The sequence below is a fragment of the Novispirillum itersonii subsp. itersonii ATCC 12639 genome (assembly GCF_000381985.1).
In the GTDB taxonomy this organism is placed as follows: domain Bacteria; phylum Pseudomonadota; class Alphaproteobacteria; order Rhodospirillales; family Rhodospirillaceae; genus Novispirillum; species Novispirillum itersonii.
The window spans coordinates 296715-308275 of record NZ_KB907337.1; the positions used below are offsets into that span (position 1 = coordinate 296715).

The following is an 11561-nucleotide window of genomic DNA, read 5'->3' on the forward strand; positions in this document are numbered from 1 at the left end:
TACTATGCGGGGTATCTCTGCTGCGGTAAGGAACTGCCCCGGCTTGGTCAGTTCATACGTCTGTTAGAGGAAGGTCGGGGCTGGGTTTCATCCCTGAACGTGCTACCGTAACCGTTGTCTGTAAGACTCAGGGGATGCCTGAGAGTGAGGGGCGTGAGGATGAGCGGACACAGGAAAGCGGCGGGGGCGATTGCGGCGCTGACGGTGGGTATAATGGTCTTCCTCCGGGGGGCCGCTGCGGCGGAGTTTGAGATCCACTCGACGTTTCCGCGCGGCGTTGCCTTCATCGCTGACAGCGAGACCCGGTTGACCGGCCTGATTAACGAGCAGACGGACGGACGGCTGGCGGCGCGTCTCTATAACTCCGGCGAGGTGATCGCCGGGAAGGATGTGCTGACTGCGGTACAGAGCGGGAAGGTCGCTGCCGGCTTCGGTTGGGTCGGGTACTGGGCGGATAAGGTGCCGGTCGCTGAACTGCTGGGGGCGATGCCGTTTGGTCCGTCTCCGGCGACGGCGGTTTCCTGGATGTATGGGGGCGACGGCCTGACGTTGCTCAAAGACGTTTTCCGCCCGCAAGGGGTCGAAATTCTGCCCTGCCACATCGTCGCATCGGAGGCCGGTGGCTGGTTCCGTGCCGAGATCCGCTCCCCGGAAGACTTCAGGGGCCTAAGGATGCGCATCTCCGGTCTGGGGGGCGAGGTGCTGCAAAAGCTGGGGGCGGTGACATCGGCCCAGCCGTTAGAGCAGATGTATCCGGCGCTTGCCGGGGGAACGCTGGATGCGGCCGAGTTTTCGGTGCCGATGGCGGATATGAGCATCGGTTTCGAGACGTTTGCCCGCCATTATTATTTTCCCGGCTGGCATCAGCCGTCGAGCTGGAACGCACTGATTGTCAACGCCGGGGTCTGGAAGGGACTGACCGCCGCGGACCGCCGGGGGATTGAGACGGCCTGCCGCCTGAATACCCTGTGGACGCTGACGGCACAGACCGGGTCACAGGTGACGGCGGTGGAACAGATCCGCGCCCTTGGGGTGACGGTCCGGCGGTTCCCTGACGGTGTTTTACAGGCGCTGGCCCGTACCAGCCGTGACGTGCTGGAGGATAAGGCAAAGCGTGACCCGGAATTTGCCCGGGTGTATCGCAGCCTGACGGCGTTTATGGAGCAGGAACTGTCGTGGGAGGAACTGCAGGGCCTGCCGCGTCGTGTTCCCCGCTAAGCCGGTTGACCCAAAGAGTGCTGTGGTTCTTACAATGCTGCGGAAGGGCCTGAGATGATGAGGATACGCCAATGACGCTGCGGTCCCGCCTTCGCCCGTTACTGCCCCTGCTGCTGGGCAGTGGATTGCTTCTGGCCATCTGGGCATTCGGGGCGCTGTTCGCAACTCATTCGTATTGGCGGGAACTGGAACGGGCACAGGGCTATAACGCCCGGCTTGCCACCTCTCTGGCCTATAATTTCAGCTCTGTGGTTGCCAATCTTGATGTCGCCCTGCGCCGCAGCGAGGAAACGCTGGCGCGGGAATGGCAGAGATATCAGTTCGAGCGTTACCGGGCACTGGATTATCTGGTTGCAACCTTTACCGGGCTGCCGCAGGTGACACGGGTGCTGGTGACCGATGCCGACGGGGTGCTGGTGTTTGACAGCCGCAGCCGGAATCTGCGCGGCATTTATCCCTTGCCGCGGAATTATGTGTCGATGGACCCTGCGGCGAATGGTCTGCTGCTGGTGGGGCAATCCGTGCAGGTGGGGGACCTGTCAGAAGTGATCGGGTTTTCACGCCACATCCTGTCGCCGCAGGGGGACCGCCTCGGGACAGTGACGGCGATGGTCCGGCGTGATTTTTTTATGGCAGTCTTTAATGCGTCTGATATGGGGGCATCCGGTCAGAGCGTGCTGTACCGGCAGGCCGGGCGGGTGGTTGAAACCCCCAGCTCCAACCTTCTGCCATCCGAACGGGCCCCGGACTGGGCCCTGAAGTTTCTGGCCCCGGATGGCCCCTGCTGTGCGGAAACCCGGGTTGTCGAAACCCCGGAGCCGCATCTGGTCACCTATCACAAGATTGAAGGCTTTGACCTGCTGCTGGCGGTTGCGGTGGAGCAGGACGACGCACTGGACCGCTGGCGGGAAGATACCCGGAACTATGCCCTGCTGGGCGGGCTGCTGTCTCTGGTGGTGATCGGGGCAATGGTCATGCTGCACCGTGCGCTGGAGCGTCAGCGTCAGGCGATCAGGCTGCTGTCGGTGCGCGAGGCCCAGCTGCATTCCATCTTCAGCAATGCCGGGGCGGGTATTGTTCTGCTGGGGCGGGATGGGGTCATCCATGCTGCCAACGATGCCTTTGCCCGGATCGTCGGACGTCGGACGGCAGACCTGATCGGGGTGAACATTCAGGCGTTGACCCACCCGGAAGATCTGCGGCGGACGGAGAGCAGTCTGGGGGGAATCAGTCCGGTCGGACTGGTGTACGAGAAGCGGTATATGCGGGCCAACGGTGTGCCGGTGTGGGTGGAGGTCAGTCTGACACCGCAGGATGCCGATGGCGGTAAAGGTGCGGGTAATCTGGTGGCTGTGGTCGCCGACATCTCTGAGCGGCGGACAGCAGAGCAGAGCCTTGCCGCCAAGGCCGATGAACTGGCCCGGTCGAACACCGAGCTGGAGCAGTTCGCTTATGTGGCATCCCACGATCTGCAGGAGCCCCTGCGGATGGTCGTCAGTTATCTGCAGCTGTTGCAGCGCCGTCATGGGGCTGACCTGTCGGCTGATGGCCGGGAATACATTACCTATGCCGTGCAGGGGGCACACCGGATGTCCAGCCTGATCCGCGATCTGCTGGATTATTCCCGGGCCGGGCGCGAGGTGATGCCGCTGACGGAAGTAGATGCCCGGGATGTTCTGGCCGATGTGCTGACGTCGCTGTCTGCCAGTATTGCCGGGGCCGGGGCGCAGGTGATCCCCTTTGACGGGCAGGCGTTGCTGGTCTGCCGCCAGACGGATCTGTCGCGGCTGTTCGTCAACCTGATTGGCAATGCCCTGAAGTACCGGTCTCCGGACAGGGTGCCGGAGGTGGTGATCGGCTGCGAAGATCTGGGGGCGCAGTGGGAATTTTCGGTAAAAGACAATGGTATCGGGTTTCCGGCTGAGTATCAGGACCGGATCTTTAAGCTGTTTCAGCGCCTGCATTCGGTGTCGGAGTATGAGGGCACCGGCATCGGTCTGGCCATTTGCCGCAAGCTGGTTGACAGCTATGGCGGCCGGATCTGGTGTTCGGCGGAAGAGGGGCGGGGGGCAACCTTCTACTTCCAGCTGCCCAAGGCAGGGCCCGCCGAGCATCGGCCCCTGCCACCCTGAGGCTCTCCCTCTTTAAAACCTGACCGGAAAAACCCTGCGGGCCGGACAAAAAAAGACAGCCACCGGAAAACCGATGGCTGCAAGGGGAGTCTCAAAGAGGGAGGCCGATTTGTAAAAACCGGCCAAGGACAACCATATACGGGATTATGGCGCTGTCAATGCACTTTAGAAACATCATAGAAAAAAGGTGACTGTTTTTCTCTGCTTTCTCGCAGGGCCTGTACGGCTTTAGGCTGCATCGGTGTTAGATACGGTGTGCGGGAAGCTGCAGCACATCACTGAACAGCCCCTGCACCGCTTCGGCTTCCAGCCCGTGGGTGATGAAGACCACCCGGCTCTGGCGGGGCAGTGTCCCCCAATCCGGCAGCGGGGCCGGTGGGTGGAATAAATGATGAACGCCGTGGATCGCCACGGGAACATCCTGCCCGATAACGTCGAGGATACCTTTCAGGCGCAGCAGCCGATCCCCTTGCGTGGTGACCAGCATCTCCACCGCCTCGATAAAGCGGCTCCATTCGACCGGGGTGTCGAATGTCAGGCAGAAGCTGGAAATACCGGCGTGACGCTGGGCGTCATCGCCGTGGTCATGGTGATGATGGTGGTGGTCATCATGATCACAGGCCGGGGTGCAGGTGTGATCGTGATGGTGGCTGTGGTCATGGCTGGCGTAGGCTTCTGCCTTCAGCCAGCCTTCGGCGTCGGGGTGTTTTCCCTGTACCGTGAACAGACCGCAGTCAAGCAGGGTGGCCGCATCCAGCCCGCCATGCAGGGCAATGATCTGCGGGGCCGCCGGATTGAGCGCCCGCAGCCGGGCCTGTATCTGCGCGGTCCGTTCCGGTCCGGCGAGATCAGTTTTGGTCAGGATCAGGCGGTCGGCCAGTGCCGCCTGCTTCACCGGCTCGTTGAAGTGATCCAGTTGGGACAGGGCGTTGACCGCATCAATGGTGGTCACGACCCCATCCATCCGGTAGCGGGCTGACAGCAGCGGGTCCGTCAGCAGTGTATGCAGAATCGGGGCTGGGTCAGCGAGCCCGGTGGTTTCAATCACCACCCGGTCAAATTCCGGGATATCACCACGCACCCGGCGCAGATACAGATCCCGCAGGGCGGTGATCATATCGCTGCGTACCGTGCAGCAGACGCAGCCGGATTGCAGCACCACAATGTCATCATCGGCCTGCGCCACCAGATGGTGATCCAGGCCGATCTCACCGAATTCATTGATCAGGACCGCAGCGTTGCTCAGGGCTGGCTGGGGCAGCAGGGCATTGAGCAGGGTGGTCTTGCCGCTGCCGAGGAAACCGGTCAGGACCGTTACCGGCAGCAGGGGGGAGGATGGCTGGCTCATCGCCCGTACAGCTCCTCTTCAGAAATCAGCGGCTCTGCCACATTGACCACCACGCCGTCGCGGATGGCACGGAAGAAGCAGTTGCGGCGCCCGGTGTGGCAGGCGACCCCATCCTGATGGACCAACGCCAGCACGGCGTCGCCGTCGCAGTCAACGCGCAGATCGACCAGCCTTTGCATCTGCCCGGAGGTTTCGCCCTTCCGCCACAGCCCCTTGCGGGACCGCGACCAGTAACAGACCCGGCCGGTCAGCAGGGTCTCACGCAGGGCGTCGGCATTCATCCAGGCCAGCATCAGGATTTCGCCGGTGTCGTGCTGCTGGGCAATGGCGGTGATCAGCCCGTCGGCATTGAAGCGCACCTCTGACAGCAGGGCATCGACGGCTTCTGTGCTGGGAATGGTATAGGTCTCGGTCATTACGGCAGGTCCTTCAGGCGGGCGAAGCCTTGCTCCAGATCGGCAATCAGATCATCGGGGTCTTCCAGACCCACATGCAGGCGGATGATCGGGTTGCCGCTTTTGGCGGTGGCGGTACGGGCGTATTCGTCTGATGTTACGACAGCCAGACTTTCAAAGCCGCCCCAGGAATAGCCGAGCTGGAACAGATGGTATCCATCGACCATCGCTTCCAGCCGATCCCGCGCCACCGGGTGCAGCTCGAACGAAAACAGCGAGCAGCCGCCGGTAAAATCCCGCTGCCACAGGGCATGATCCGGGTGTGTCGGCAGGGCCGGATGCCAGACGGTCAATACTTCCGGCCGGGCCTGCAGCCAGCGGGCGACTTTCAGGCCGCTGTCGAACTGCTGGCGCAGGCGTACTGACACAGTCCGCAGGCCACGCAGGCCCAGCCAGACTTCCTCGCTGCCAGCGCTGAAGCCGAACAGGGCGACGCTGCCGCGTACCCGGGCATACAGATCGGCGGAATTGACGGTGATGGTGCCCAGCATGGCGTCGGAATGGCCGACGATGTATTTGGTCGCGGCCTGCAATGACACATCGACGCCATGGCTGAACGGCAGGAATGTGCCAAGGCCCCAGGTGTTATCAGCCACCACCAGCGCCCCGGCGGCGTGGGCTGCGGCGGCAATCGCGGGGATATCCTGAATTTCAAAAGTCCCCGAGCTGGGGCTTTCCACAAACACAACTTTGGTGTTCGGGCGGATCAGATCGGCGATACCGGCACCGATGCGGGGATCGTAATAGGTGGTCTCGATGCCAAAGCGGCTGAGGGACTTGTCGCAGAAATAGCGGGTTGGCCCATAGCAGCCATCGGTCATCAGCAGATGGTCGCCGGTTTCCAGCAGGCCGGTCAGGGTCGCGGTGATCGCGGCAAGCCCGGATCCGACGGCGATACAATGGCTGCCCCCTTCCAGTTCCGCCACCGCTTCCTCGAAGGCCTTGCTGGTCGGGGTGCCATGGCGCCCGTAGGTGACATTGGCGAAGCGGTTAGGGCCGTTCAGATCCCGCTGGGCGGCAACCGATGGCGACACGATGGTGGATGCCCGCCAGACCGGGGGATTGACCGCGCCGTTCCAGCGCTCGGGATGGCTGCCGGCGTGGATGATCCGGGTGTCACGCTTCATGGTCGCTAAGCCTTATTCTGATCCGCGTTTTCTGTCCCTGTTCCGGCGGGTCTGCCCCGGCGGAAAAAAGGGATCCATTCTGATCATCAAATCGGCCGGTTGCAAATGCCGATTTGCGGGAGAACTGCGTGGCATTCGCAAAATGCATGGCTGCCGCGCGTAAAAGGAGGGGTGTTGTGCGCTGCAATAAAGTGTAGGTATGCATTTAAGAATTGTTGCACTGCAATGCAGCCAATAACAGAAACCGGATCATCCCCAGAGGTCCGGGCCGGAAGCGGGTTAAGCCGCTTTACCGTGGGAAGGAAGCTCCGCCATCGCGCTACCGCCTTGACAGGAGAAATCCCGTGCCGTCCATCCCCACCGCCAGCCATGCCTGTACCCTGTTTTCCCTGACCATGGAAAGCCGCCATGGCCACAGCTGGCGCATGACTGTTGACCCGGCGCAGGTGATCCATCTGGCTGAAGAAATCGTTATCGGCTTCAATGGCCGCCTGAAAGACGCCAATCTGTGGCGCTTCCCCGATGGCTCGCATGCCAGCATCGGGGCCTATGGTGTCCGGCGGGAAGAGGCAAATGCTGCGGTTGCGGCTGCCTGAACGGGTGCCGGTGTAACGTGCCGGAAGTAGAAAAGGCAGGGTGCCCGCAGGCCCCTGCCTTTTGCTTTGGCTCATGAGGCAGGTCTTAAACCTCGACCGGCAGTTCGGTCCGCATGCCCCACTCGGCCCACGAGCCATCAAACACCGCGACATCGGTGTTGCCCAGCAGATAGGCCCCCAGGGCGATGACGCAGGCGGTTACGCCGGAGCCGCAGCTGGCAACCAGCGGGGCTTTCAGGTCAATTCCGGCATCGGCGAATTTCTGGCGCAGGGCGTCGGCGGGCAGAAAAGTTTGATCCTGCGGTGACAGCAGCTCAGCAAAGGGCAGGTTCAGCGCACCGGGAATATGGCCGACCTGCAGGGTCGCGCGCGGTTCCGGCGCTTCCCCACGATAGCGGGCGGCAGCGCGGGCATCGATCACGGTGTCGCGGCGGCTGGTTATATTGGCCAGCAGGTCTTCCGCAGACCGGAACAGTGTGGTGTTGACCCGTGCGGTGAAATGCCGGTCTCGCGGGACCGGCGGCATGTCATCGGTCGGGCGGCCTTCAGCAACCCACTTGCCCAGTCCGCCGTTGAGGACGGAGACTGACCGGTGACCGAAATAGCGGAACATCCACCACACCCGGGCTGCTGCCGCAGCGCCGCCATTGGCATCATAGACAACGATATGATTGCCATCGCCCAGCCCCAGCTTGCGGACCTTGGCGGAGAAGACCTCCGGTGCGGGCATGGTGTGCTTGTAAGGGCTGGCGGTATCGGCGATGTCGTCGATATCAAAGAAGACCGCGCCGGGAATGTGGCAGCGCTGGTATTCTGCCCGGGCATCCCGGTTCAGGGTCGGCAGAAAAAAGGTGGCATCCACCACACGGATATCGGGGGCCTGAAGACGGTCCGCCAGCCACTGGGTGCTGACAAGGGCGTCGGGATTGATGTAATCGGTCACGGTATCCTCCCGGCGATATTGGCTTCGGGGTGCTTCCGTTGACAGAAGCACCCCGAAAGGCCATACCCCGGCGGACCCGGCAGGTCAACCGGCCATGCGGCCCCTTACAGCCAGGGCGGGGTCGGCAGACCCAGCGGGCGCAGAAAATCCGGGTTGAACAGCTTGCTCTGATAGCGGGCCCCGCCATCACACAGAATGGTGGCAACCACGGCATCCGGCCCCAGCTGACGGCCGAGCGCGATGGCGGCGGCAACGTTGATACCGGCAGACCCGCCCAGCAGCAGGCCGTCGTGTTGCAGTAGGGCGTACAGAACCTCCAGCGCTTCGGCGTCAGAAACCCGGATGGCGTCATCCAGCGGTGCGCCCTCAAGGTTTGCGGTCACCCGGCCCTGACCGATCCCTTCGGTGATCGAGCTGCCTTCCGCCTTCGGGGTGCCGGTCTTGATCCAGTCATAGATGCCGGAGCCGTGCGGATCAGCCGCGACGCAACGGATCGCCGGATTGCGGGCCTTCAGGGCAATGGAAACCCCGGCCAGCGTGCCGCCGGTGCCCACCGCTGCGGTGAAGGCGGTGACAGTGCCGCCGGACTGTTCATAGATTTCCGGTCCGGTGGTGTCGATGTGACCCTGCCGGTTGGCGACGTTGTCAAACTGGTTGGCCCAGAAGCCGCCGGTTTCTTCGGCAATCCGGCGCGAAACGTGGACGTAATTGCCGGGGTCCTTGAAGGGGACTGCCGGAACCAGCCGCAGGTCAGCCCCCAGCAGGCGGAGGGTGTCCTTCTTTTCCTGACTCTGGGTTTCGGGCATGACGATGATGGTTTTATAGCCACGGGCATTGCCGACGTGGGTCAGACCAATGCCGGTGTTGCCTGCGGTGCCTTCGACGATTGTGCCGCCAGGTTGCAGCACGCCGCGCCCTTCAGCATCGGTGATCAGGGCAAGCGCGGCACGGTCCTTGACCGACCCACCGGGATTAAGGAACTCCGCCTTGCCCAGAATGGTGCAGCCCGCCTGACGGGAGGCCCAGTCCAGACGGATGAGCGGGGTATTGCCGATGCTGCCGGTCAGGCCGCTTTTAATGTCCATGATCATTCCGTTGAATGGAGTATTTAACGGAATGATAGGTGTTGTTTGTTTTTCCCTCAAGGGATAATCACAGTTTTTTTCGTATATCATCCTCGTTCAACAGCAGCCACTGAAGGGCGATCAGCGTTGCGGCGTTGGTGTAGCGGCCATCGCGCAGCGCCTGCCGGACTTCCGGCAGGGGGGATACGAAAACGCGGATATCTTCCCCTTCAGCCGCGACGCCGTGCAGACCCCCGGCCTGGCGGCTGTCTACCCGGCCGCACCACAGTTCGATGCTTTCCGAGCTGATGCCGGGGGTTGCAAGCCACGACTGCACCCGGAACAGCTTTTCCGGGATCAGACCTGCTTCTTCGATGGTTTCCCGGCGGGCGACATCTTCCGCCGTTTCACCGTCCTCAATAATTCCGGCCACGACTTCAATCAGCCATGGCTCCATTCCGGCGGCATAGGCGCCGGGGCGGAACTGTTCGATCAGCACAACACAGTCCCGGTCCGGGTCAAACAGCAGCACCGCAACGGCGTGGCCGCGTTCCAGCACTTCCCGGCTGACCTCCGGCCCCATGCCACCGGCGAACAGCTCGTGCCGCAGGCGGTAGCGGTCCAGCCGGGAATAGGCTTTGAACAGGGTTTCTTTCTGCGCAACCTTGACGGCTGTGGGGCGGTGGCTGGGGGAGGTCATGATGATTCCGATATGGTTGCGCGGGGGGCTCAGGCCGGGGTCAAATGCAGGTGGGTGCAGATTTCGGCTGACAGGGCTTTGATTTCGCGGGCGGCGCTGCCACGGGGCTCGGTCTCCAGCGCTCCCAGCCCTTCCATCATCGAGCTGGCGAAGGCAACCCGGCTGCCAAGCTGGCTGGCGGCAACCGGGGCGTCCTGCGTTTCCAGATGGGCCATCACCTGTTCTGACAGGCGTCCGCGCGGCGGCATCCGGTTTAAGACGACCAGAACCGGGGTCTTTTCCTTGCGGGCAACGTCCTGCGTCGGTTTCATCGCCCACAGGTCCATGGGGCTGGGCTGTACCGGCAGCAAAACCAGATCGGCGGCGCGGATGGCTGTCTTGGCTTCCGTCTCCGCATGCGGGGGGCTGTCGATCAGCACCACGTCATGGCTCGCCTTCAGGCGGTCAAGATCATTGCCGAGCCGCCAGCCGGGGACCTGCGACAGCGTCAGCGGGGTTGCGCTGTCCGGGCGGAGGGAGTGCCACGCGGTCAGGCTGCCCTGTGGATCAATATCCACCGCAGCCACGCGCAGCCCCTGCCGGGCCAGTGCGACCGCAAGCTGGGCGGTCAGGGTGGTCTTTCCTGCTCCGCCTTTCTGTTGCGCGATGGTGATGACTTTTGCCGCCATGGTGCCGCAGCCCTCCCGGAGCCTGTTTCTGATCACTGCTGAAGATCCGGGGCTGAGGCTACGGGAGCTGTGGTTATTTGCAAGTGCGAAAGAACAGAGGGATGGGCAGGGTGCAATCTGCGTATGTTGGTGGGAGGGGGATGGGGTTTTGCCTTGATACTGCGTATGTGTTTTCTAATCTTTTTTGTGAAGATTTTCCTTTAATGTAATGAAATAAAATATTTATCAGTCCAGATTCGGTGTTCTTTATCGGGAGGGAGGGGCCCCGTGATCCGGTAGGGAGACCAGCCATTGCGAAAGCATGGAGACGTGCCCGGACTCTTCAGCGGCAAATTCCTCAGCCAGATGCCGTACGGCGGAATCGGTCGTGGTGGCGGCGACGGCGGCATAAAAAGCTTCGCCGCGTTCCTCGCTGCGCAGGGCTTCCAGCAGGGCCTGCTTTGGGGTGATGCCGGTCTGTTCGCAGTGAGCGGGGATCGTCTCCGGCGGCTCTGCATCCGGCCACAGATAGTCCTCCTGCCGGTATGCGGGCAGTGTAAGGCTGCCTGCCGCCGTGCGGACTTCTTCCAGATGCAGCCGGGAATACTGCGCCATCCGCCGGAACAGTTCGCTCACGGCTGTTTCCGAGCGGGCTTCCAGCGCGTTGGCCAGCGCCTCAAACCGTTCTGCTGAATGGGCTTCCAGCGCAATCGCATGGGCGAGGAATTCTGCCATTGAATGCAGCATGCAATAAGCTCCGCGACAGGTCAGGGCGTTTGGGAGCAACCGGCGGAGGAAGATTTGCCAAGTCTGGGTGATACCGCCGGTTAAGGATGAAAAACAGTATTTATAATAAGGATTTAGCGTTCTGGAAATTATATCAGTTTTTGAATATTAACAAAAGCGGGACCCGGCTTGAGACGTTCAGGGGGCCCGGCGGCAGGAGTATCAGGCCGACCGGGAAAGGACTGACCGGCGGGGATGATATGGAAAGCATGGGGCGCGGATTCTGAGCCCTCAGCGAGAGACAGAATAAAGGGGACTGCTATGGCGTTGATGATCAATGACGACTGCATTGCCTGCAATGCCTGCCCGTCTGTATGCCCGAATGAGGCCATTACTGAAGACGAGCCGATCTTCACGATCCATCCACAGCGGTGCAGCGAGTGTATCGGTGAAACCGGGGAGCCGCAGTGCAAGGAAGTCTGCCCGGTGGACTGTATTGAGCCGAACCCGGACTATCAGGAAACGCCGGAGCAGCTTCAGGCCAAGTATGACCGCCTGCATCGCTGACGGCGCAGCACGAAGATCCCCACGGGGAGAACCCCATG

The 11561-nt window shown here is 62.1% G+C and carries 12 protein-coding genes; 4 read left to right on the forward strand and 8 right to left on the reverse strand.

Annotation, left to right across the window (positions count from 1 at the left end):
* Positions 1 to 159 precede the first annotated feature (159 nt).
* Together G365_RS0101335 and G365_RS22555 are read left to right on the forward strand one after the other, a co-directional pair.
* A complete protein-coding gene (locus tag G365_RS0101335) occupies positions 160 to 1218 on the forward strand; it encodes a TRAP transporter substrate-binding protein (protein ID WP_019643695.1) in 1059 nt (352 codons plus the stop codon).
* A 71-nt stretch (positions 1219 to 1289) separates the two neighbouring features.
* Complete coding sequence (locus G365_RS22555) at positions 1290 to 3350, forward strand: sensor histidine kinase (RefSeq protein ID WP_019643696.1); 2061 nt, start codon at positions 1290 to 1292, stop codon at positions 3348 to 3350.
* Positions 3351 to 3594: 244 nt separating this feature from the next.
* On the opposite strand, the gene G365_RS0101345 is transcribed toward G365_RS22555, so the two are convergent.
* The 3 genes from G365_RS0101345 to metC are packed head-to-tail and all read right to left on the reverse strand — an operon-like array spanning position 3595 to position 6280.
* Positions 3595 to 4698: a CobW family GTP-binding protein gene (locus G365_RS0101345; protein ID WP_019643697.1), complete on the reverse strand. Its 1104-nt coding sequence runs from the start codon at positions 4696 to 4698 to the stop codon at positions 3595 to 3597.
* Positions 4695 to 5114: a phosphoribosyl-AMP cyclohydrolase gene (gene hisI / locus G365_RS0101350; protein ID WP_019643698.1), complete on the reverse strand. Its 420-nt coding sequence runs from the start codon at positions 5112 to 5114 to the stop codon at positions 4695 to 4697. Before hisI ends, G365_RS0101345 begins: the two co-directional genes overlap by 4 nt.
* Complete coding sequence (gene metC / locus G365_RS0101355) at positions 5114 to 6280, reverse strand: cystathionine beta-lyase (protein ID WP_019643699.1); 1167 nt, start codon at positions 6278 to 6280, stop codon at positions 5114 to 5116. The genes hisI and metC overlap by 1 nt, the downstream gene beginning before the upstream one ends.
* Before the next feature lie 344 nt (positions 6281 to 6624).
* Between metC and G365_RS0101365 the strand changes: the two genes are divergently transcribed.
* The gene (locus tag G365_RS0101365; protein WP_019643701.1) at positions 6625 to 6876 is read left to right on the forward strand and encodes a hypothetical protein; all 252 of its coding nucleotides are present in this window, start codon (positions 6625 to 6627) and stop codon (positions 6874 to 6876) included.
* 85 nt (positions 6877 to 6961) lie between these two features.
* Here G365_RS0101365 and sseA read toward each other — a convergent pair whose 3' ends face one another.
* The 5 genes from sseA to G365_RS19810 form a co-directional block, all read right to left on the reverse strand.
* The gene (gene sseA / locus G365_RS0101370; protein ID WP_019643702.1) at positions 6962 to 7819 is read right to left on the reverse strand and encodes a 3-mercaptopyruvate sulfurtransferase; all 858 of its coding nucleotides are present in this window, start codon (positions 7817 to 7819) and stop codon (positions 6962 to 6964) included.
* Between the two features lie 104 nt (positions 7820 to 7923).
* Complete coding sequence (locus G365_RS0101375) at positions 7924 to 8904, reverse strand: cysteine synthase A (protein ID WP_026345001.1); 981 nt, start codon at positions 8902 to 8904, stop codon at positions 7924 to 7926.
* Between the two features lie 67 nt (positions 8905 to 8971).
* Positions 8972 to 9583 (reverse strand): NUDIX domain-containing protein, encoded by a 612-nt coding sequence (locus tag G365_RS0101380; protein ID WP_019643704.1) that lies wholly within the window; start codon positions 9581 to 9583, stop codon positions 8972 to 8974.
* 29 nt (positions 9584 to 9612) lie between these two features.
* Complete coding sequence (gene parA / locus G365_RS0101385; protein ID WP_281163839.1) at positions 9613 to 10284, reverse strand: ParA family partition ATPase; 672 nt, start codon at positions 10282 to 10284, stop codon at positions 9613 to 9615.
* 213 nt (positions 10285 to 10497) lie between these two features.
* On the reverse strand, positions 10498 to 10977 hold the full coding sequence (locus G365_RS19810; protein WP_019643706.1) for a ferritin-like domain-containing protein: 480 nt from the start codon (positions 10975 to 10977) through the stop codon (positions 10498 to 10500).
* 300 nt (positions 10978 to 11277) lie between these two features.
* Here G365_RS19810 and G365_RS0101395 point away from each other — a divergent pair, with 300 nt between their 5' ends.
* Positions 11278 to 11523, forward strand: a complete 246-nt coding sequence (locus G365_RS0101395; RefSeq protein WP_019643707.1) for a YfhL family 4Fe-4S dicluster ferredoxin — start codon at positions 11278 to 11280, stop codon at positions 11521 to 11523.
* The last annotated feature ends 38 nt before the right edge of the window (positions 11524 to 11561 follow it).